Origin of the sequence: Heterorhizobium halophytocola (assembly GCF_017873095.1) — a bacterium.
GTDB classification, from domain to species: Bacteria; Pseudomonadota; Alphaproteobacteria; order Rhizobiales; family Rhizobiaceae; genus Allorhizobium; species Allorhizobium halophytocola.
In genome coordinates this window covers 54544-74938 of sequence record NZ_JAGGJU010000016.1, presented here as the reverse complement: position 1 = coordinate 74938, position 20395 = coordinate 54544, and the positions used below count along the sequence as shown (strand labels likewise).

Here is a 20395-nt window from a genome sequence, read left to right as displayed (position 1 = left end):
GGAGAGCGGTTTGGACGACAACAGGGATATTCCCGAAAACACCGAAATCGAGGCCATTCCGGCCCCGGAAGGTGCAACCCAGGTCATCGAGACCGACTACGAGATCGGCCAGGACAATTTCGCCTATCGGCGCAGCTTTCTCGAACTCGACATCCACAACCCGGTTTTCGCCATCTCGGCGCTGGCCATCCTCGCCTTCACCATCCTGACGCTGATGTTCCAGACGACGCTGGAGCCGGTCTTTACCGGGTTGCGCGATTTCCTCACCGGCAATCTCGACTGGTTCTTCCTGCTGTCCGGCAATGTCTTTCTCATCCTGGCGGTCGTGCTGATCTTCGTGCCGCTCGGCAAGGTTCGGCTCGGCGGCCCGGATGCGCGGCCCGACTACAGCTATGTCTCGTGGTTCTCGATGCTGTTTGCCGCCGGCATGGGCATCGGCCTGATGTTCTACGGCGTGTCCGAGCCGCTCGGCAATTATACCGCCGCCTTTGACGGCCCGACCATCGAGAACGGCGTGCGCACCGACTGGGCGCCGCTCGACGGAGCCGCCGGCGATGCCGAGGGCGCCCGTCGCCTCGCCATGGCCGCCACCATCTTCCACTGGGCGCTGCACCCCTGGGCGATCTATGCGATCGTCGCCCTGTCGCTGGCGCTGTTTTCGTACAACAAGGGCCTGCCGCTGACCCTGCGCTCGATCTTCTACCCGATCTTCGGCGAGAAGGTGTGGGGCTGGCGCGGACACGTCATCGACATCCTGGCGATCTTTGCCACGATCTTCGGCCTGTCGACCTCGCTCGGCATCGGCGCGCAACAGGCCTCGGCCGGTCTCGACTTCCTGTTCGGCTTCGGCACCACCACCGGCGGCATGGTGTTCCTGATCATCTTCATCACCGGCATTGCCACGGCCTCGGTCGTTGCCGGCATGGACAGCGGGGTCAAGCGGCTGTCGGAACTCAACATGCTGCTGGCCTTCCTGCTGCTGATGTTCATCATTCTGGCCGGTCCGACTTTGCAGATCTTCAAGGGCTTCTTCCTCAACCTGGCCGCCTATGCGGAATATCTGCCGGCGCTGTCGAACCCGTTCGGCCGCACCGACGACAATTTCCGCCAGGGCTGGACCGCCTTCTACTGGGCATGGTGGATCTCGTGGTCGCCGTTTGTCGGCATGTTCATCGCCCGCGTCAGCCGTGGCCGCACGGTGCGCGAATTCCTCGTCGCCGTCCTGCTGATCCCCTCGATCGTCTCGGTGATCTGGATGACGGCCCTCGGCGGCACCGCGATCAGCCAGGTCATCGACCAGGGCCTGACCTCGGTGCAGGACGCAGCCCTCGAGATCAAGCTGTTCGAGATGCTGGCGCATCTGCCGCTCACCGGCATCACCTCGCTGGTCGGCATCCTGCTGGTGGTGGTCTTCTTCGTCACCTCGTCGGATAGCGGCTCGCTGGTGATCGACACGATCTCGGCCGGCGGCAAGGTCAATGCCCCGGTACCGCAGCGCGTCTTCTGGGCCACCTTCGAGGGCCTGCTCGCCATCTCGCTGCTGCTTGGCGGCGGACTGGTGGCACTGCAGGCCATGGCGGTATCGACCGGCCTGCCGTTCACCCTCGTCCTCCTCGGCGCCTCCTACGCGCTGGTCAAGGGCCTGATGGCCGAGCCGCGATAGCGGCCGGACGCAACAAGAGACATGAAAAAGGGCGGCTCGAAAGGGCGGCCCTTTTTTGCGGCGCATCGGCAGCGCCGACGTGTCATTCTGCTAACCGTCGGTCGACACGGTAAGCGGTGCCCAGAGGTCGATCTCCGACTGCAGCCGCTCGATCCGGCGCGAGACCATATCCAGCGCGTCGCTGCCGAGCAGCAGCTGCGGCGGCGGATTGTCCGAACCGACAAGCGTCAGCACCGCCTCGGCCAGCTTCGCCGGATCCCCCAGCTGCTTGCCGCTCTTTTCCTGCCGCGCGGTGCGGATCGGGTCGAACAGCGCGTCGTAGTCAGCAATCGAGCGCTGCGTGCGCACCATCGAGCGCCCGGCCCAGTCGGTGCGGAACGACCCCGGGCAGAGCGCCGTCACATAGACGCCGAAAGGCGCCATCTCGGCCCGCATCACCTCGGATATGCCCTGCAGGGCGAATTTGCTGCCGCAGTAAGAAGCGATGCCGGGCATGGTGATCATGCCGCCCATCGAGGTGACGTTGACGATGAAGCCGGCGCGCCTCTGCCGGAAGCGTGGCAGGAAGGCCTTGGCCACGGCGACCGCACCGAAGACGTTGACGTCGAACTGGCGCCGCATCTCGTCCAGCGGCGCTTCTTCCAGCACCCCTTCATGGCCGTAGCCGGCATTGTTGATCAGCACGTCGACGGGGCCGTGCGCCTGCTCGACCGCGGCCACCACGTCCGGGATGCGCGCGAATTCGGTGACGTCGCAGAGCACCGTCGCCACCCCCGGCAGGCTGTCGGCCAGGGCGGCGCGCGCGGCCTTTGAACGCACGGTGCCGATCACCGCGTGACCGGCCGCGCTGGCCGCCGTGGCGATCGCCAGGCCGAAGCCGGAATTGGCGCCGGTGATGAAAAAGGTTTTGTTAGACATGATCTGTTCCTCATTGCGTGGAAGATGGATTTGACAGATAGTCTCTGATGGAAAGCCTTTCGATTGCAGAACCTATGAATGTCTTGCCAATTCCTATGAGAGAGCCGGCAGGCTCGTCCGGTCGCGCGGCCCTGGTCGACCGTGCGGCGCGCCTGGCGCCGCAGCCGGGCTACAACGCCACCGGCCTCTCCACCGTGCGGATCCTCCGGTCCGAAACCGTGCTGCGCGACGTGCCGGTGCTCTATCGCCCGGGCGCCGTCTTCGTCCTGCAGGGTTCCAAGCAGGGCATGCTCGAAGGGGCGGTCTACCGCTATGACGAGGAGCATTACCTCGCCGTTTCCGTGCCGGTGCCGTTCCGGATGGAATCGGCGGCAAGCCCCGCGCGGCCGCTGCTCGCCGTCTATGTCGACTTCGATATGGCCATGGCAGCCGAGATCGCCGCGGGGATCGAGGCCTTCGGCGCGCCGGAGGCGCCCTCCGGCCGGGCGCAGAGCCTCGTCTCCAGCCCGACCGGACCCGAGATCGAGGACGTGCTCATGCGCCTGCTGACGGTGCTCTCCAATCCGGCCGAAACCGCGATTCTCGGTCCTGGCATCCTGCGCGAACTGCATTACCGGGTCTTTGTCGGGCCGCAGGGCGCGGCCATGATCGCCACCCTGCAGCAGAAGGGCATGGTCGGCCGGATCGTCCGCAGCCTTGCCCGCATCCGCGAGACCTATGCAGCGTCGATTTCGGTCGCGGCGCTCGCCGGCGAGGCGGGCATGAGCATTCCCTCCTATCATGCGCATTTCCGCGCGCTGACCGGCAGCACGCCGATCCAGTATATCAAGGCCATGCGCCTGCATGAGGCGCGGCTGATGATCGCGCGCAGCGACCGGACGATCGCCGAGGTCGCCGCATACGTCGGCTATGTCAGCCCGGCCCAGTTCAGCCGCGATTTCCGCAGGCTGTTCGGGCGCACCGCCTCGAACGAGGCGCAATGGGTCCGCCGGCATCTGGGCGAGATGGTCTCCGGCGAGTAGCGCCGGGCGCGGCGATGGCCACGCGTCGCGGTGGTCAGGTCCGGGGCGTTTTGCCGATGCACGTGCGAGGCGGGGTGTACCAGGACCTGCCGTCCTGCCTGCACTGTCGGTAACGCTTGATCGCCGGCGCGTCTTGCCCCATCTAAGGCTTCCCGCCGCCGCTCCGATCGAGATCGCATGTTCCACATCATCTTCAGTCTTCCCTGGCTCTATGTCACAGCCCGGTTCATCCAGCCGCTGCCCTGGCCGTTTGCCGCAAAGCTGGCGCTGGCGCTGCTGCTTCTGATCGGGTCGCAATATCATTTCTTTGCCCGCCTCTCGTCGGGTTCGGTCCTGGCGCCGGAGTTTCCGCGGCCGCTGGTGATCGCCTTCAACCTGCTGTTCGGCGCCCTCGTGTTGCTGGCCGTGCTGCAGATCGTGGTCGACCTGGCGAGCCTGGCCACCATGCTGGTCCGGCGCGAGGTGATCTTCGTGCCGCCCTCGATCCGCTATGCGATCGGCGTCCTGGCGCTCGGCCTTGCCGGTTTCGGCGTCTCCCAGGCCATCCGGGTGCCGCCGCTGAAGGATATCGAGGTGAAGATCGCCGGCCTGCCGGAAGCCTTCGACGGCTACCGCCTGCTGCAGCTCACAGACCTGCACCTGACGACGCTCTTTCCGCGGCGCTTTGCCGAGGAGGTGGTCGCGCGGGCCAATGCACTGGAGGCGGACCTGATCGTCGTCACCGGCGATTTTGCCGACGGCACGGTGGCAAACCGAAGGGACGATGTGGCGCCGCTGGCAGGCCTTTCCGCCCCCGACGGGGTCTTCGCCATTCCGGGCAATCATGAATATGTCTTCGATTACCGCGACTGGATGCATCATATAGAAGGCCTCGGCCTCACCATGCTGGAAAACCGGCATGCGGTTCTGACGCGCGGCGATGCGCAGCTGGTGCTGGCCGGCACCACCGATCTTTCCGCCCGCGGCACCGGTGCCCCCCGCCACGATCTGGCGGCCGCCCTGGACGGCGCGCCCGCCGGCGCCCCGGTCATCCTGCTCGATCATCAGCCGCGCGGCGCGCGCGATGCGGCGGCGGCCGGCGTCGCGCTGCAACTGTCCGGCCATACCCATGGCGGCATGGTGCTCGGCCTCGAGCGGCTGGTCGCCCGCGGCAATAACGGCTTCGTCTCCGGATTCTATCAGGTTGGCGGCATGACCCTTTATGTCAACAACGGCACGGCGCTGTGGCCGGGCTTTGCCCTGCGCCTCGGCAAGCCCGCGGAACTGACGCGTATCACCCTGAAGCGGGCGGAAAGCTGACCGGCGCGCCGGTCCGCAATGCCGTGCGACGACCGGCGCGCCGGGACCCTCCGCCTGTCGCCGTTGCCGGGCATGGCCCGTTTCGTCGTCGCCGGCTGCGGGCGCTGCGTGCAAAAGGGTGTATCCACGTCCTTTAAGTGAAATTTTAATCTAGCTGCATAGGATTGCCCCGAGGGTACTGCGTACATATCGGGAGAAGACCACCATGCCGAGCTGGCGGCGAGACCATCGCGGTCCGGAATTTCACCTCAGCCTTGCACTGGCGGCCCTGGTCGGACTGCTCGTTTTCGTCGCCGCCCTCGGCGGCATCACGCTCACCCGCGACACCGGCCAGATCGCCTCCATCTGGCTTGCCAATGCGATCGTTCTGGCCATCCTGCTGAAGACGAGGCGGTCCAGCTGGCCCTATCTGCTGGCGGCGGCCTATCTGGGCAACATGCTGGCGGGCCTCGGCGCCGGTGCCGGGCTGATGACGGCAGTCGGCCTGTCGCTCTGCAACACGCTCGAGGTCCTGATCTGCGCCGCGCTGATCACCACGGCGACGAAGGAACGCGACTTTCGCCGCCCGATGCCGATGCTGCTGCTGTCGGTGATCGCCATCGGGCCGGCCGGCCTGATGTCGGCGGCGCTTGCCGGTTCGGTGCTCTCGCTGATCGGTGGCGCGGACATGCTGAAGATCGCCATCACCTGGTACCCCGCCCACGTGCTGGGCCTGGTCACCCTTGCGCCGCTGCTGCTGGTGTTGGGAGAGCAGGACCTCAAGGATCTGGCCCATCCGCGATTCCTGCTTCGCACCTTGCTCGTGCTTGCGGCCGTCGGCGCGATTCTGGCGCTGATTTTCCTGCAGAAAAGCATGCCGCTGTTGTTCTTCGCCTTTCCGGCAATCATACTGGCCACCTTCTGCCTCGGCTTTCTTGGCGCGGCCATGAGTGTCGTGCTGACGGCCTCCATCGCGGTCTGGGGGACGTTTCATGGCCTCGGGCCGATCAGCCTGATGGCCGATCCGGCGGCCAGCAAGGTTCTGGCGCTGCAGCTGTTCACCGGCACCAGCGCGCTGACCGGCTTTGCCGTCGCCTGCATGCTCGGCGAGCGGGCGATCCTGATGGCGGCGCTCGAGCAGACCCCGGACTTCTATTTCATCAAGAATACCGAAAGCGAATTCGTCTCGGTCAACCGGAACGTCGTGCGCCACAACGGTTTTGCCCACGGCCGCCAGATGCTCGGCAAGACGGATGCCGAGCTGACCACGCCGAAACGCGCCGAGACGCTGCTGCTGGAGGAATGGAGCGTGATGCATGGCGGCCTGCCGGTGAACAACCGGGTCGAATGCATCCCCGACGAGACCGGCGCCGCGCGCTGGTATGAAACCTCCAAGGTGGCGCTGAAAAGCATGACCGGACGGGTGATCGGCCTTGCCGGCGTGACGCGCGAGATCACCCAGCGCAAGCAGATGGAGGCGGAGCTGGAGGAGGGGCGCGACCAGCTGGCGCTGATCATGAACGAAATGTCCGACGGCATCGTCACCATCGATCCGGATGACCGCATCGTCTATTGCAATGCCAAATACCGCAATCTCTATCCGATCACCGGCAAGTACCGGTTGCCCGGCGCCTTCATGCCATCGGTGCTGGCACTCGCCAAGGAGGCCGGTGAACTGCCGGGCCTCAGCCCCAGCGAAGCCATGCGGAAACTCAAGGCCGGTATCGACGACGAGTTCGAGATGTTCGACGGCACCTGGCTGCATGCGCGCTCGCGCATCGGCTCCAGGGGATATGTGACGCTGGTCGTCTCCGACATCACCAAGCTGAAGCGCAGCCTGATCGAATTGCGCGGCATGGCCGAGAAGCTCGAGGTTCTGGCCGACACCGACGGACTGACCGGGCTCCTCAACCGGCGCTCGCTCGACCAGCGGCTCGACCAGGAAATCCTCAGATGTCGCCGCAGCCGTCAGCCGGTCAGCATGATCCTGCTCGATGTCGACCGGTTCAAGGCCTATAACGACCTCTACGGCCACCAGGGTGGCGATGAATGCCTGAAACGGGTGGCGCAGGTGCTGGCCCAGAGCGTCAAGCGGCCGAGCGATTTCGTCGCGCGCTATGGCGGCGAGGAATTCTGCATCGTCCTGCCCGACACCGACCAGGCCGGCGCCTTCGTGCTGGCCGAACAGGTGCGCCAGGCCGTGTCCGGCCGCAAGATGAAGCACGAGGGCAGCGAGAAATCCGTCGTCACCGTCAGCGCCGGCGTCGCCTCGCTGATGCATGACGGCAATGCCTCGACCTCGGTGGCGCTCGTCTCGCGCGCCGATACGGCCCTATACGAGGCCAAGGATGCCGGTCGCGACCGGGTCGCCTGCTGGAACCCGATCTCCGACATCAGCGCGCCGGAGGCGGCGCGGATGCTCAAATAGACGCAGGGTGTCGCCGGGAACCCGGCCCGCGCGGCATCGGCAGCGCCTACGAGATTGCGGTGATCTCCAGCTCCTGCGTGCCCAGCGTCACGGTATCGCCGATAGCCTTGCCGATCAGCAGCCGCGCCACCGGCGCCACATGCGACAGCGTGCCCGTCTTCGGGTCGGCCTCGTCCTCGCCGACGATCCGGTAGGTCTGTACCCGCCCGTCGTCCCGTTCGAAGGTGACCGTGCTGCCGAAGGCGACGATGTCGGTGCCTGCGGGGGCCGGCATCAGCTGCGCCGAGTGGATCCGCTCGTTGAGATAGCGAAGGTCGCGGGCCGGTCCGGCGGCCTGGCGTCGCCGCTCGTTGATGTCCTCCACCGCATTGGCGATGGCAAGGGCGGCCCGCGCCGCTTCGGCCTGGGTCTGCAGCGCCTTCAATCCGGCCTCGGTCACGAGGTTGGGATGTGGCGAGACGGGCCGGTCGGGCAGCTGGGTCTCCGAGGCGGTCTCGGCGCTCTCCTCCTTGACGAATGCAACGCTCAACGGATCATACTCCGGTTCGGGGTGATGGATCGATCCGCCAGATTACGGCCAAAGCCCCGGGCGGTGCAAGCCGGCACGCCGGGCCTGCGCCCCGCGGGCGGCGATAGTGCCGGCCGGTTTCCGGGCCTTGGCCTGTCATTGCGGTTAACGGGAATCCGAAAACTTGTAAGAATTGGAAACACTTTGTGACTAAAGGCCTGCGATCGCAGCGTTTTTCCCACTTGCCGCCCGGGCTCGCTTGACCGATATTGCAAGTGCTAAAGGAACGCCGTCATGATCAGAATGATTGAAGACCCCGCCGAACTCGATGGCGAGGACATCACTGGCAAATACATTCTGCGCAAGCTGAATTACCACTGGTTTGCCTATGGCAAGGCCGGTGTGGTCACCGCTTGCAAGGGATCGACCCTTGAGCTCGACCGCGAGGAAACGGTCTACATGGAGCGCTGGGGCCGTCGCGCCTATTCCGGCCATGGCAAGCGCTATCCCGGCGGCACATGTCCGGTCTCGGCCGTGGCCTGCGTCTGCGACACGCCCGAGGAAGTCAATTCCGTCATCCAGCTCGATGTCGAGGCGCATGACGAATTCCAGCAGCTGATCGCCAAGGCCGATGCCCGCGTGCGCGCCCTGGCGTCTTCCACCCGGGAAAACCTGTTTCTCGCCGCTGCCGAATAACCGGCCGGCGCCCGACCCGACGCATCGGCTGCAGCCTGCGGCCGCCCTGCCGGCCGACAGGACCCCGCGACACGCCTCTCTGCTTCTGATGGCCTGAAGGACGCTTGCCCTGCCTGGCGTCTGCGCCGGACGCGCGAGCGAAAACCGGTTCTGCCCGGTCTGGCCTATTGCGCCGGCGCCACGCGCCTTGCCAGCGGCAGGCACAGCATGGCAAGCGCCGTGACGAAGGCGATCGTCATCCAGGCTTCGTTGAGCGCCTGCACGGTCGCCGCGGTCTGCACCAGCTGATCGAGATCGACGGACAGGTCCGTCTCTGCCCCGCCTTTCAGCGCGGCGAGGGCGCTTGCGGGAACGCCGACAAAGGCGGCGACATCCCTGTCTCCCGCCTGCAGCCCCTGCAGCAGGGCGGTGCCGAGCGGCTCGCTGCGCGTATAGATGATCGTGTCGATCAGCGCGATGCCGATGGCGCCCCCCAGATTGCGCATCAGGTTGAACAGCCCGCTGGCATCCGGCACCCGCGCCGGCGGCAGCGTGCCCAGCGCCAGCCTTGTCGGCGGCAACAGGCAGAACATGATGGCGACGCCACGCACCACCTGCGGCCAGAACATCGCGTCATAGTCGGAGCGCGGATCGTGAAAGGCACTCATGCCGATGCCGACGGCAAAGAGCGCGAAGCCGATGGCAGACAGCAGCCGCGCATCCATCCGCTTTTCCAGCGCCACCGCAATCGGCGCGGTCAGCAGCTGGGCCGCTCCGGTCACCAGCATGGTCATGCCGATCTCCAGCGCGTTGTGGCCGCGCACGAAGGCCAGGAAGACCGGCATCAGATAGACCGAGCCGAACAGCCCGATGCCGAGAATGAAGCTCAGGATCGAGCCTGCGAGAAAGTTGCGGTCGCGGAAATTGTTGAGGTCCACCAGCGGCCTTGTCCGCCGCAACGACCGCCGCACGAAGGTTAGGCCGGCAACCAGCGACAGCGCGAGCAGGCCGATGATCGTCAGCGAGACCCAGCCGCGCGTCGGCGCCTCCTTCAGCGCAATCTCCAGCGCCGCCAGCGACACCGCCATCAGCACCAGCGACAGGCCGTCGAGCCGGCGAAGCTCGGCCATGGCGGTCGGTTCGCGCGGCAGCGCCCTGGCGGCAACAAGGGCCGCTGCGGGCCCCGGCAGGAGATTGATCAGGAACAGCCAGTGCCAGGAATAGGTCTCCGTCAGCCAGCCGCCGACGATCGGCCCGACGGTCGGGGCGAGCACGGCCAGCACGCCGGCGATCGTCGTCGCCAGCGCCTGTCGCCGGTCCGGAAACAGCACGAAGACGGCGGAAAACACCGAGGGAATCAGCGTGCCGCCGGAAAAGCCCTGCAGCACCCGCCAGGAGACCAGCGTCTCGAAACTGCCGCTGGCGGCACAGCCGGCCGAGGCGATGACGAACACCGTCAGCGAGGTGACGAACAGCCAGCGCATGGACAAAAGCCGGGTCAGGAAGCCGGTGAGCGGGATCGCCACGACTTCGGCGATCAGATAGGCCGTCTGGATCCAGCTCATCTGGTCGGGGCCGATATCGAGCGCCGACTGGATCGTCGGCAGGGAGGTGGCGACCACCTGCACGTCGAGGATCGCCATGAACATGCCGACGCACATGGCGAGGAACCCCGTCCACACCCAAAGGGGCGGCGGGGCGGGGGTGGCGTCAGCGCCGGGCGTCATCGGCGGCGCCGGCAAGGGCGGCATTCTCGGCCCGGATGCGGATCGTCAGCACCAGGGCATTGGCGATGGTCAACACCAGGGCATAGACCGGCAGGCCGAAGCAGAGCGGCAGCACGGCGATCTCGCCGACCACCACCACGTAGTTCGGATGGCGGACGAAGCGATAGGGGCCGCTGCGCACGAGGGTCTCGCCGGGCACCACGATGATCCGCGTCGTCCAGCGCCGCCCGAGCGTCGAGAGCGTCCAGAGCCGCAGCCCCTGCAACACGGCAAACACCGCAACCCAGCCCCAGTGCAGCGGCGTGTTCCAGCCCAGCAGCCACAGGCCGGCGAGCCAGACGGCATGCAGCACGACGATCAGCGGATAATGGGCGGCCGAGACCTCGACGGCCCCCTTCGCCAGAAGGGCCGCCGTGTTGCGCCGGGCCAGCCAGAGCTCGCCCAGCCGTTCGACGGTCACGAATACCAGAAGCAGGACAGACCAGATCATGCGGCAGTTTTCAGCGATACGCAGCTCAGTGTAAAGCCCGGCCCCATCGCGGTCAGCAGGGTGCGCCGCGGCAGGCCGGCCCCGATCAGCCGTTCGAGCACGAACAGCGCGGTCGGCGAGGACATGTTGCCGTAGTCGGCAAGCACGTCGCGCTCGTGGTCGAGCGCGCCCTGGCCGAGCGACAGGGCCGTCTCCAGCGCATCGATCACCTTGGCGCCGCCCGGATGGCAGGCGAAGCGGTCTATATCGTCGGCCGTCAGGTCGCCGCGCGCCAGGATCGCGGTCACCGCGGGGGCCACATTCTCGGTGGCAAAGGGCGGGATCGCCCGGTCGAAGATCACTCCGAGCCCCTCGGTCTCGACGCTCCAGCCCATGATCTCGAGCGTGTCGGGCCACATGTGCTGGCCGCTCATTTCCACCTCGGCGATGCCGTTGGCGGTTGCCCGCAGCACGCAGGCCGCCGCCCCGTCGCCGAACAGCGCGGTGGCGACGATATTGGCCTTGGTCAGCTTGTCCATGCGAAATGCCAGCGTGCAGGTCTCGACCGCCACCAGCAGCACGGTCGATCCGGGACGCGAGGCGGCAAGCCGCGAGGCGATCGAGAAACCGGAAACGCCGCCGGCACAGCCAAGTCCGAACACCGGGACCCGTTCGACATCCGGCCGGAATCCCATCCGCGATGCGGCGAAGGCCTCGAGGCTGGGGGTCGCGATGCCGGTCGAGGACACCGTCACGACCGTGTCGACATCGCCGGCGGCAAGGCCCGCCGCCTGCAGCGCCTTGTCGGCGGCGGCAATGAAGAGATCGGTGGCGCCCTCGATAAAGACCTTGTTGCGGTCGGGCCAGTCCGGCGTCGCCAGATACCATTCGATCGGCCGCACGCCGTAGCGGCGGCGGATGCCGGAACTTTCGAACACCTTTGCCAGGCGTTCGAAATCGGCAAAGCGGGAGGAAAAAGCCTGATGCGATGCCCTTGCGGCGTCGCGCTGGTCGATGACATGCGGCGGGACGGCGGTCCCGATGGAAAGGAGTTTCACGGTGTCTTGCATCAAATGTCCTGCCGGGGGCGTCTTTGCCATGGGCCGGCTGCGCCACGGCGGGTCCGGAGACCAAACGGGCCGGCATTTGAAAAGGTTTCAACGGCGGGCGTTCAATTAAATTTGCGCGGCACGCAGCGGTGGTCGGCTCAGCCGTCGGCAAGCTCGATCAGGTCGCCGATCGCGTCGACCTCGATCTCGATCAGCCACAGATCGCCGTCCCATTTGCTTTCGCGCGCGATCGTCTCGGCCACCGTGTCGGCCTCGACCCTGTCAAGCCGGACCTCGAACCGGCGCCCGCCCGGATCGGCGTCCTCGTCCTCGGCGAAATAGCTCTGCGGCGCGGGCCCGTAGAGGGTCTCCAGTCCGTCGCGAAAGCGCTGGCGGATGAAGATCGCCCCGGCCTGCTCGGCGCCCTTGCGCTCGATCGCGGCAAAACCGCCGTCGCTGAAGACGCGGCGTACAAGGGCGGAGGCGAAGATATCGGATCTGAGACGCATGGCCTCAGGTCCTAGAGCAATTCGGCGGGGATGGGAACACGGGATCCGTCGCGCCGTCCGGCGCATAGACGGGATATTTCAGACGGGCGCGGAGCGGGGCGGCGGAAGGCTCAGGCGCTGCGGAAGGCTCAGGCGCTGCGGTGGCGCAGGGCCGGCCGGTCGCGGCCGTCGCCAGGGCTTGCGGATTGGCCGGTGATCGGATGGGCGACAGGCAGCGGGGTATAGGTGTAGCTGTCGGCGCGGTACCAGGCCTCGATGCGCTCCTCGCATTCGGCCGGATCGAGCGTTGCGAGGATCTTTTCGGCCCGCGTGTCGCTGCCCTGGCGCTCGTTCAGCTGCGGATAGAGGGTGCCGAGCACGTCGAGAATGTCGCCGACCTGCATGGCGATCGCCACCAGCGTGGTTGCCAGCTGGCGGCCCGAGATGTCGAGCATGATCCGTTCGGCCAGCCAGCGGCTGGACGACAGCGCGTCGGCAAGGGCGGTGGCAAAGGCGCCGGTCTCGCGATTGCGGGCAAAGCGCACCATCAGCGCTTCCTGCATCGGGGTGATGGTGCGAAGGCCGGTGCGGTCGCGGCGGCCGGGCGCGCCGCCATGGCCGGCCAGGGTCTTGATCGTGCGGCGGACCTTTTCTTCGCGCGCCCGGCGCTCGGTCCGTTCCGCCTCGCGGGCGCGGCGTTCGGCCTCGTCGGCGGCGGTTGCCCGCGTCGATGCTGCGGTCGTCTCAAGGCTTCGCGGCATGCGGATTTCGTGGCGCAGGTCCACCAGCGCATCGATCACCCGTGGCGACAGCCGGTCGCGCTTGACGATGGCGCGGGCATGGTCGAGCCCCTGCGTGCGGGCAACGGTGATCAGCAAATCGTCGGACAGGCAGGGCGAGGCGGCGAGGAAGGGTGCGGCCACCGCGATCGGCTGGCTGGCGATAAACAGGGCGACGGCGGTCGGCACCTGATCGCTTTGCGACAGTGCCGCCACGGCCTGGCGGCGGGCCTCGTCGCTCGATGCGGCAAACAGCGGTGCGAACAATTCGGCGAACTGGCGAAGCTCCGATTTCGACGGCTGGGTCAGGCTCTCGAACCCTGTGACGGTCGCCATCAGCACGATGTCCTTTCTACGAGCGGCCCCTGTCCGCTCCAGTGCACGAAATTCTTCACTCACGACGCAAAACAACCTGATCCAACGCGATACATTCCCCTCACGCTAGCGCAAATCCCTTATGAGATTGTTAACTATGCTATGGTGATCTGTTTTTATCCGGAATCGACGTGCATGCAGCATGTCTTGGTATCTCGAAAGCGGGATCGACCGGATGTTGCGATGCCTTGAATTGCGCAAGCCTCGGGAAAGTAAGTCTTTCTAATATACGAGTGCTGGCGCACCGAGAAAGGCGCAGATGTCTCGCCGTGTCACACCGCCATGACGACATGGGAGGATGCGCCGGCCCCGTAGCGACGGGGCAGGATGAAATTGGTCAGTCTTCGTCCGTCTCGCAACAGCCCTTATGGAGAGACCTATGGCGGAAGTAATCAAGATGACGCCGCGCAGAGCGGCAAGTGCCAGCCGGGCGGCCGCGTCCGGCGCACTCGGCAAGATCCTGCTGTTTACCGGGCCGCGTTACGAGCGTGTCGAGGAGCTGGCGAAATCCGTGACCAAGCCTGGCCCGCGCAAGCCCAAGCCCGGCAAGCCTGTCACCAGCTGATCGACGATCATGGCCCGCAAACGCGGCTGCCCTGGCGGTGGCCGGAACCAGGGGCCGGCGGTTCGTCCCAGGCGATCCTGAAAAACCTGCAAAGGGTGCGGTGGCACGGCCATGGCGACCCTGTGACACGCCCCGGCGCCGGCTTGCACCGACCCGGTTCGCCGGTCAGTTGACCGACAGGGGCAGGCAGCTGGCACTGTCGAGAAAATCGAGCGCTTCGTCTTCGAAGCTTTGCTGCGGCACCATGGCGCGCAGCACCACATAGCCCTGGCCACCTTTCATGTCGACGATGATCGACGATGCCAGTTCGCTGTTGGCCGCCTTGCGGATGCGGGCCACCTGCTCGCTGGAGGCGACCACCAGGTCGAGCATGCCGCCGACCGATGTGCGGTCGTTCATGCTGAACACTTCATTGGCGGCCCGGTCGAACACGGAGACCGACCAGAAGTCGTGATTGCTCGGCGCCAGCAGCCGCACCGCCCGCTCGGCCAGGTCGAAATGGCAGACCGCCGTGCGGATGAACGGATCGACGCTCATCAGCCCCGCCGCATCCCGCTCGCCAGACAGCGTCGAGAACTGGTTGAAATCCCCTTCCGCGGCCGCCCTAGTATAGGCGTCCTGGCCGGTGAAGCTCGGCACCGACAGCACGATGACGATGTGCAGCAGGGCCGCACCGATCAGTCCGCTGAGCAGCGCCAGCAGCAAAGCGCCCATCCTACTCATGGCCGCATCCGATCTTTTCCACCTTGGGCATGTCGTAGCTGATCAGGCCGGAATTGCCGGCCGCCGGCGTGTCGAACAGCGTCAGCACCAGGGTGAAATTGCCGGCATCGGGAAGGGCCAGCCAGTTGAACGGCTTGGCGGTCGGCGACACGGTCACCTCGATCTGTCCGTCGGGGCGCCGTGGCAGGGCGAGCGAGTTATAGGCGCCGGGCAGGGCGCTGTCCGGCTTCAGCCAGGTGCCGTTGCGTCTCGCCGCATAGAGGGTGAAGATCCGCGCCGGCGGCGGTGTGCCGTGGACGCGGTAGCTGCAGGTGGCGATCAGCCGTTCGCCGCTCTCGTCCGTCTCGGCCGTGAAGGTCAGCCCCTCGGCACTGCCATAGAGCAGCTTGCCGGTCCGGGCCCGATGGGCTTTGGCATAAGGGTCGGCCTGCGCCGTCTGCGCCTTGGGAAAGGCATGCCAGACACCAACCTGGATCGCTCCGGCTCCGACCGACGCATTGAGGGCCGAAATTGCCGAAGCGATGCCGCCGCCAAAGGCGATTGCCAGTGCTATGGCAACGAGAAATGGAACCCGAAACACGTTGACGCTCAAACCCTCTCGATCCGCCCGCCGAGGGGTAACACTAAATCTTTATTAGGGAAATGCTTCCCTTTCGGCGTGTGCAGATATTTGCGTCCTGTGCGCAAAACCGCCTGAGGCAGACGGCACGATGAACCAAATTGCCCCTGCGCCGCACTTATTGCCAGACCCTCGCAGCGGAAAAGGAGTGGGCATGGCAGACAATGTGAAGAAGATCGCCTCGAACAAGAAGGAGTGGGCCTATTTCGAGAAATATGTCCGCGCCCAGGGCGATGGGGATCTTCTGGATTTCCTCAGCGCCAAGCTGGCGCGCAACGAGATCTACGACAGATATCTGAGCGAGGTCGCCGAAATCAGGGTCGACGCGCTGAAGCCCTATCGCCTGGCGGGCGAGAAGATCTGGACGGCCACCTATAATGCCTGCGTCGTCAAGGGCGTGCAGTCGGAGCCGGCGCGCAGGGCCGCGGCCAATTCACCGGCTTTTGAGAAGCTGCTGAAAAAGGCCCGCATCGCCGCAGTGGAAAAGTTCCAGACGGACCACTACGACGATTACCGCAAGTCCGACGACTTCAGGGATTTCGCCCTGACGAAAGTCAATGGCAAAAAGATTGCGAAGGCGCTGAAATTCCCGGCAAGCACTGCCGACGACCTGGCCCTGGCCAAGATCTATCTGATCATGGGTGAGGAAACCAAGGCTAAGGCCCCCATTCGACGGGCGAACGAGGAGCAGTTCACGGCCCTGGCCGCGAAGGCGAAGAATCCGCGTGCCGGCATCCGCGGTCCGAGCGAGAGCGATGTGATCGACGGGCTGAAAAACTACAAGCTGACCGTCGGCGCCTGACACCGGTTCGGGGCGTGGCGGGCCTTACCCCCGCCACGCAACGGTTGCGGCACCGAGCGCCCCCTCTCGGTGCCGCAGCTATTTTGACGCCTGTCACGGGCCCGAAGGCTGTCCGGTCTTCGCTCGGCCCGGGGCGAAAGGCGGGGCCGTTTGAGGTGGTTCGCGTCACGCCGCGAGGGCGGCGCTCCTGACCTTGCCGTGCCGCCAGCCGTTGCGGCCATTCGCCTTGACCTCGTAGAGCGCCCGGTCGGCGGCCTCCTTCAGCTGGTCGAAGGCCTTTTGTGTTTCCAGCGAGCCGCAGGCATAGCCGATGCTGACGGTGACATGGCCGCTTGCCGAGGCGATGCCGGCATGTTCGATCTGCAGATCGCGGATCGCCTGGCAGAGACGCGCGGCGACCTGCTCCATCATCGGCAGATTGCAAGAGGGCAGGATGGCAACGAATTCCTCGCCGCCATGGCGGGCCAGATGGATCGGCTCGCCGGCGATCTCGCGGTTCAGGCTTTCCGCCACCCGCGCCAGGCAGCGGTCGCCGGCGGCATGGCCGTGGTGATCGTTGAACGCCTTGAAATGATCGATGTCGATCATCGCCAGTCCGCCTTCGGCAAGGTCGGCCGTCAGCGGGCTGCGGCGCAGGGCGTCGAGCATGCCGTCGGTGCCGCGCCGGTTGGACAACCGGGTCAGCGGATCGGTGATCGACAGCGTGTGCAATTCGTCGGCGCGCTGGGAGAGCTTGATCTTCAGGATCTCGATCTCGTGCATCTGCAGGAAGGTCGTCAGCCGTTCCGCATCGAGCTGATGGCAGGCGATCAGCGTCAGCACCACGGTCGGGCCGTAGATCGCCAGATGCGTCAGCCCATAGCCGGCCGTCACGCCGTTAATGAACCAGATCGCGGTATAATTGACGAGGAGGGTGACGGCGCTCGCCGCCAGCGCCATGCGGAAATCCGGGCGCGAGCCGATGGTGACGACCATCTGGAAGATGGCGGCGGCGTAGAAATAGAGGTGGACGCCGGGCGAGTGGCTGGACACGAGGATCGCGCACCAGGCGATATTGCCGCAGACGGCGACCGAGGTGGCGGCCAGTTCCTTGCGTCCGATCGGCCGGTCGAGCTGCAGATAGATCATCAGCGCGATTGCCAGCGGCAGGATCACCCCGAAGCGCAAGGCAAGGCTGAGTGTGGTGACATCGCCGAGCAGCAGCGCGTCGACCACCGCGTAACTCATGTAGAACAGGCCGATCAGCACCACGTTGAGGATCAGCAGGCGATTTCGCAAGGGCGCGCTGTGGCGAAGATAGGCGGCGGTTTGCGCGGGCGTCAGCGTTGGACGTGTGGTCAGTCCAAGGCGGTTTTTCATGGAGATCATCCCATAGCTTGTCGCAAAGCGCGGGCGTGATCCCGCCCCTGGTTTGTGTTCCCCCAAGGGTTAAGGATTTGCTATTTTCCCGGCTGCTGCCGCCGGCAGGCGCGGACCAATTCTGGGATCAATCCGGTCTTGCTAAACAGGGCGCAACGGGCGACCGCAGGATCCAACCGGCGCGGTCTGCGCGCTATGCGGCGGACATGTCTCCACAGAGCCCGACGATGGGAGCCACATTGGCCCTAACTGCAGTCCTCGCAATAGGAAGGATCTGGGCTTATATGGATGAAACGCGAGAAAAGCTCATTTGGAACGAGAGGCGAAAGCTGCGGGCAACGTGGCTCAACCAACTCTCATCCGCATCGATCGTGGTTGGCGTCGCGACACCGACGGTTGCCTACAGCATCGGAATCATCAAGACGTTTCCCATGATCGGTGCTATTGTCTGGACGCTGGCTTTCAGAGGACTGCATTTCGCGGCGTTGCGCGAAGTCTGCGCCCTCAACGCGTGAGAGATGGATTTTAATTCGATCTACACCATGTCCGGACTGATCGTGTTGGCTGCCGTTGTTGGCTATCTGCCCTAGCAACGTTACCACTCGTAAAGCCCGCGCTCCTCTCTGTGATCGGCATGCTGATCTCTGATGGGGAAATGGCGTGAAGCCGCTTCGCCGATAAATGCCGCCGGCACCGTCATCTCATTTGCCGAGGCTTGCGGTTGTCTGCGGATCGACGGACAGCGGCTTGGCGTCCTGCAGCATCTTCATCAGCGCCCGCAGGGCGGCCGCCGAGTCCGGGTTCAGCGTGCGCGGGCGGACGAAATCGGGCAGTTCCTCGCCTTCGGCCTTGGCCAGCTTGTCGGAGATCTTGCGGCGCGGACCGTCGGGCAACGGATCGGCAATGCCGGGGATCGGCTTCAGCTCGATGCCCTGGTGGGCATAGTCCATCAGCTTCTTGAAGGTCATCGCCGGCAGCGCGCCGCCGGTCAGGTTGTTGGTCGAGGTATAGTCGTCATTGCCGAACCAGACGGCGGCCGTGTAATTGCCGGTATAGCCGCAGAACCAGGCGTCGCGATAGGCCTGCGTCGTGCCGGTCTTGCCGGCGGTCAGCACGCCGTCGACGGCGGCCCGGCGGCCCGTACCGACATAGGGCACGCGGGTCATCATCTGGGTCATCGAGGCCTCGGCCTTGTCCGACAGGACGCGCTTGGCCGGCGGCGCGTCACGGTCGAAATCATAGAGCACATCGCCGTCGTAATCGGTCATCTGCTGGATGCCGTGGCGGCGCGATTCAAAGCCGCCGGCCGGAAACACGGCATAGGCGGTCGCCTGGTCGAGCACCGTCACCTCCGAGGTGCCGATCGGAATGGTGACGTCCTTGCGGATCGGGGTCTCGACGCCGAATTTCTTCGCCTGCGCCATGATCTGCTCGATCGGATGCGGCCCGAGCTTGTCCTTGGCAAGGCGCACGGGGATGGTGTTGATCGAGCGGGCCAGCGCCGTCTTGATGTCGATCCGCCCGGCATAGTGGTTGCCGTAATTGTGCGGGCTCCAATTGCCCCAGGAAATCGGCGCGTCGACGATCGGCGTGTCCGGCGTCATGCCCTTTTCCATGGCCAGCGAATAGGTGTAGATCTTGAACGACGAGCCCGGCTGGCGCAGCGCCCTTGCGGCGCGGTTGAACTGGCTTTCGCCGTAGTCGCGGCCGCCGACCATGGCACGCACGGCGCCGCCCGTCTCGATCATCACCAGCGCCGCCTGCTTGACCCGGTAGGCATCGCCATATTCGCGCAGGCTCGATTCCACCGCCGCATCGGCCGCCTGCTGGAGGCTGGTGTCGATCGTGGTCTTCACCACCAGCGTGTGCTGGCGGATATTGTATTTCTGCGCCAGGCGCTGCACCTCGTCATAGGCCCAGTCGAGGAAATAGTCCGGCGATTCGGCCTCCTCGCCGCGGTCGATGACGGTGGCCGGATTGCGCCTGGCGGCAATCACCTGTCCCTCGGTCATCAGCCCGCCCTGAACGAGATTGGTCAGCACCTCGTTGGCGCGCGCACGCGCGGCCGGCAGGTTGACATGCGGCGCATATTTCGCCGGCGCCTTGAACAGGCCGGCCAGCATCGCGCTTTCGGCCAGCGTCACGTCGGTCAGCGGCTTGCCGAAATAGAATTGCGCCGCCGCCGCCGCGCCAAACGTCCCGCCGCCCATATAGGCGCGGTCGAGATACATCGAGAGGATTTCCTTCTTGGTGAAATTGGCTTCCAGCCATGTCGCCAGGAAGGCTTCCTTGATCTTGCGCTCGATCGAGCGCTCATTGGTGAGAAACAGGTTCTTGGCCAGCTGCTGGGTCAGCGTCGAGCCGCCCTGCACCACGCCGCCGGCCTGCGCATTGGTGATCATCGCCCGCGTCAGGCCGAAGAAATCGATGCCGTAATGGTCGAAGAAGCGCCGGTCCTCGGTCGCCAGCACCGACTTGACGAAATAGTCCGGCAGCTTGTCGATCGGCACCGAGTTCTGGTGGATGATGCCGCGATGGCCGATCACGGTGCCGTGGCGGTCGAGAAAGGTAACGGCGAAATCGCCGCGATTGCGCCAGTCCTTGGCGGTCTCCTTGAAGGCCGGCTGCGCCAGCGCCAGCAACAGCACGAAGCCGGCGGTACCGAGCGTCATGCCTTCGCCGAGGATTTCGAAGAAGATCCGCTTCCAGCCGCGCGCCCGGAAGCGCCGGAAGAAGATGGTGATGTCTTCCCAGATCTGGCCGGCGCGGAAGCCCGCATTCCACAGCGTCGAGTCGATCCAGGCATCCAGCCTGAGGAAATAATGGCGCTTGAGGCGCCGTTTCTTCTCGGGCTTGTCTGCGTCCTGCACGGGGTCGACCGCTCCTGCTTGAATGACGAAAGGCTTGACGCCGCACGGCCAAAGTCCCAGAGCAACGCCAGGATCCCG

At 65.5% G+C, this 20395-nt stretch carries 19 protein-coding genes; 8 read left to right on the top strand and 11 right to left on the bottom strand.

Annotation, left to right across the window (positions count from 1 at the left end):
• The first annotated feature begins 10 nt into the window (after positions 1 to 10).
• A complete protein-coding gene (locus J2Z17_RS23485) occupies positions 11 to 1663 on the top strand; it encodes a BCCT family transporter (RefSeq protein WP_245224315.1) in 1653 nt (550 codons plus the stop codon).
• Positions 1664 to 1753: 90 nt separating this feature from the next.
• Here J2Z17_RS23485 and J2Z17_RS23480 read toward each other — a convergent pair whose 3' ends face one another.
• The gene (locus J2Z17_RS23480) at positions 1754 to 2581 is read right to left on the bottom strand and encodes an oxidoreductase (RefSeq protein ID WP_209948949.1); all 828 of its coding nucleotides are present in this window, start codon (positions 2579 to 2581) and stop codon (positions 1754 to 1756) included.
• Between the two features lie 95 nt (positions 2582 to 2676).
• Here J2Z17_RS23480 and J2Z17_RS23475 point away from each other — a divergent pair, with 95 nt between their 5' ends.
• From J2Z17_RS23475 to J2Z17_RS23465, 3 genes are all read left to right on the top strand, one after another.
• The gene (locus J2Z17_RS23475; RefSeq protein ID WP_245224314.1) at positions 2677 to 3603 is read left to right on the top strand and encodes an AraC family transcriptional regulator; all 927 of its coding nucleotides are present in this window, start codon (positions 2677 to 2679) and stop codon (positions 3601 to 3603) included.
• 177 nt (positions 3604 to 3780) lie between these two features.
• On the top strand, positions 3781 to 4902 hold the full coding sequence (locus J2Z17_RS23470; protein WP_209948945.1) for a metallophosphoesterase: 1122 nt from the start codon (positions 3781 to 3783) through the stop codon (positions 4900 to 4902).
• 205 nt (positions 4903 to 5107) lie between these two features.
• Positions 5108 to 7309 (top strand): sensor domain-containing diguanylate cyclase, encoded by a 2202-nt coding sequence (locus J2Z17_RS23465; protein ID WP_209948943.1) that lies wholly within the window; start codon positions 5108 to 5110, stop codon positions 7307 to 7309.
• Positions 7310 to 7355: 46 nt separating this feature from the next.
• Here J2Z17_RS23465 and greA read toward each other — a convergent pair whose 3' ends face one another.
• Positions 7356 to 7838 carry a transcription elongation factor GreA gene (gene greA, locus J2Z17_RS23460; protein WP_209948941.1) on the bottom strand — a complete coding sequence of 161 codons (483 nt, stop codon included), beginning with the start codon at positions 7836 to 7838 and terminating at the stop codon, positions 7356 to 7358.
• A gap of 273 nt (positions 7839 to 8111) precedes the next feature.
• Here greA and J2Z17_RS23455 point away from each other — a divergent pair, with 273 nt between their 5' ends.
• Complete coding sequence (locus J2Z17_RS23455) at positions 8112 to 8513, top strand: hypothetical protein (protein WP_209948939.1); 402 nt, start codon at positions 8112 to 8114, stop codon at positions 8511 to 8513.
• A 164-nt stretch (positions 8514 to 8677) separates the two neighbouring features.
• Here the strand turns inward: J2Z17_RS23455 and J2Z17_RS23450 are convergent, their stop codons facing one another.
• From J2Z17_RS23450 to J2Z17_RS23430, 5 genes are all read right to left on the bottom strand, one after another.
• The gene (locus J2Z17_RS23450) at positions 8678 to 10219 is read right to left on the bottom strand and encodes a DHA2 family efflux MFS transporter permease subunit (RefSeq protein ID WP_209948937.1); all 1542 of its coding nucleotides are present in this window, start codon (positions 10217 to 10219) and stop codon (positions 8678 to 8680) included.
• Entirely contained in the window at positions 10203 to 10709 is a 507-nt protein-coding gene (locus J2Z17_RS23445) for an isoprenylcysteine carboxyl methyltransferase family protein (RefSeq protein ID WP_209948934.1), read from the bottom strand. Before J2Z17_RS23445 ends, J2Z17_RS23450 begins: the two co-directional genes overlap by 17 nt.
• On the bottom strand, positions 10706 to 11758 hold the full coding sequence (locus J2Z17_RS23440) for a type III polyketide synthase (protein WP_209948932.1): 1053 nt from the start codon (positions 11756 to 11758) through the stop codon (positions 10706 to 10708). The genes J2Z17_RS23445 and J2Z17_RS23440 overlap by 4 nt, the downstream gene beginning before the upstream one ends.
• A gap of 137 nt (positions 11759 to 11895) precedes the next feature.
• A complete protein-coding gene (locus J2Z17_RS23435) occupies positions 11896 to 12246 on the bottom strand; it encodes a DUF1491 family protein (RefSeq protein ID WP_209948930.1) in 351 nt (116 codons plus the stop codon).
• Positions 12247 to 12374: 128 nt separating this feature from the next.
• On the bottom strand, positions 12375 to 13403 hold the full coding sequence (locus J2Z17_RS23430) for a DUF2336 domain-containing protein (protein WP_377300008.1): 1029 nt from the start codon (positions 13401 to 13403) through the stop codon (positions 12375 to 12377).
• A gap of 355 nt (positions 13404 to 13758) precedes the next feature.
• Here J2Z17_RS23430 and J2Z17_RS23425 point away from each other — a divergent pair, with 355 nt between their 5' ends.
• Positions 13759 to 13944: a hypothetical protein gene (locus J2Z17_RS23425; RefSeq protein ID WP_209948926.1), complete on the top strand. Its 186-nt coding sequence runs from the start codon at positions 13759 to 13761 to the stop codon at positions 13942 to 13944.
• A gap of 165 nt (positions 13945 to 14109) precedes the next feature.
• On the opposite strand, the gene J2Z17_RS23420 is transcribed toward J2Z17_RS23425, so the two are convergent.
• Positions 14110 to 14658 carry a DUF1254 domain-containing protein gene (locus tag J2Z17_RS23420; RefSeq protein WP_209949033.1) on the bottom strand — a complete coding sequence of 183 codons (549 nt, stop codon included), beginning with the start codon at positions 14656 to 14658 and terminating at the stop codon, positions 14110 to 14112.
• A 1-nt stretch (position 14659) separates the two neighbouring features.
• Entirely contained in the window at positions 14660 to 15247 is a 588-nt protein-coding gene (locus tag J2Z17_RS23415; protein WP_209949031.1) for a DUF1214 domain-containing protein, read from the bottom strand.
• A gap of 193 nt (positions 15248 to 15440) precedes the next feature.
• Between J2Z17_RS23415 and J2Z17_RS23410 the strand changes: the two genes are divergently transcribed.
• Positions 15441 to 16088, top strand: coding sequence for a hypothetical protein (locus J2Z17_RS23410; protein ID WP_209948924.1), 648 nt, complete (start codon positions 15441 to 15443; stop codon positions 16086 to 16088).
• A 165-nt stretch (positions 16089 to 16253) separates the two neighbouring features.
• On the opposite strand, the gene J2Z17_RS23405 is transcribed toward J2Z17_RS23410, so the two are convergent.
• The gene (locus J2Z17_RS23405; RefSeq protein ID WP_209948922.1) at positions 16254 to 17447 is read right to left on the bottom strand and encodes a GGDEF domain-containing protein; all 1194 of its coding nucleotides are present in this window, start codon (positions 17445 to 17447) and stop codon (positions 16254 to 16256) included.
• A gap of 284 nt (positions 17448 to 17731) precedes the next feature.
• Between J2Z17_RS23405 and J2Z17_RS23400 the strand changes: the two genes are divergently transcribed.
• Positions 17732 to 17962 (top strand): hypothetical protein, encoded by a 231-nt coding sequence (locus J2Z17_RS23400; RefSeq protein WP_209948920.1) that lies wholly within the window; start codon positions 17732 to 17734, stop codon positions 17960 to 17962.
• Positions 17963 to 18148: 186 nt separating this feature from the next.
• Here the strand turns inward: J2Z17_RS23400 and J2Z17_RS23395 are convergent, their stop codons facing one another.
• Positions 18149 to 20317 (bottom strand): transglycosylase domain-containing protein, encoded by a 2169-nt coding sequence (locus tag J2Z17_RS23395; RefSeq protein ID WP_342454455.1) that lies wholly within the window; start codon positions 20315 to 20317, stop codon positions 18149 to 18151.
• Positions 20318 to 20395: the final 78 nt, after the last annotated feature.

Excerpts from the sequence above, each read along its gene's own strand:
- J2Z17_RS23480 (WP_209948949.1), bottom strand. The coding sequence starts at position 2,581 with ATGTCTAACAAAACCTTTTTCATCACCGGCGCCAATTCCGGCTTCGGC.
- J2Z17_RS23475 (WP_245224314.1), top strand. The coding sequence starts at position 2,677 with ATGAGAGAGCCGGCAGGCTCGTCCGGTCGCGCGGCCCTGGTCGACCGT.
- J2Z17_RS23470 (WP_209948945.1), top strand. The coding sequence starts at position 3,781 with ATGTTCCACATCATCTTCAGTCTTCCCTGGCTCTATGTCACAGCCCGG.
- J2Z17_RS23465 (WP_209948943.1), top strand. The coding sequence starts at position 5,108 with ATGCCGAGCTGGCGGCGAGACCATCGCGGTCCGGAATTTCACCTCAGC.
- J2Z17_RS23455 (WP_209948939.1), top strand. The coding sequence starts at position 8,112 with ATGATCAGAATGATTGAAGACCCCGCCGAACTCGATGGCGAGGACATC.
- J2Z17_RS23450 (WP_209948937.1), bottom strand. The coding sequence starts at position 10,219 with ATGACGCCCGGCGCTGACGCCACCCCCGCCCCGCCGCCCCTTTGGGTG.
- J2Z17_RS23445 (WP_209948934.1), bottom strand. The coding sequence starts at position 10,709 with ATGATCTGGTCTGTCCTGCTTCTGGTATTCGTGACCGTCGAACGGCTG.
- J2Z17_RS23440 (WP_209948932.1), bottom strand. The coding sequence starts at position 11,758 with ATGCAAGACACCGTGAAACTCCTTTCCATCGGGACCGCCGTCCCGCCG.
- J2Z17_RS23435 (WP_209948930.1), bottom strand. The coding sequence starts at position 12,246 with ATGCGTCTCAGATCCGATATCTTCGCCTCCGCCCTTGTACGCCGCGTC.
- J2Z17_RS23425 (WP_209948926.1), top strand. The coding sequence starts at position 13,759 with ATGGCGGAAGTAATCAAGATGACGCCGCGCAGAGCGGCAAGTGCCAGC.
- J2Z17_RS23420 (WP_209949033.1), bottom strand. The coding sequence starts at position 14,658 with ATGGGCGCTTTGCTGCTGGCGCTGCTCAGCGGACTGATCGGTGCGGCC.
- J2Z17_RS23410 (WP_209948924.1), top strand. The coding sequence starts at position 15,441 with ATGGCAGACAATGTGAAGAAGATCGCCTCGAACAAGAAGGAGTGGGCC.
- J2Z17_RS23405 (WP_209948922.1), bottom strand. The coding sequence starts at position 17,447 with ATGAAAAACCGCCTTGGACTGACCACACGTCCAACGCTGACGCCCGCG.
- J2Z17_RS23400 (WP_209948920.1), top strand. The coding sequence starts at position 17,732 with ATGGATGAAACGCGAGAAAAGCTCATTTGGAACGAGAGGCGAAAGCTG.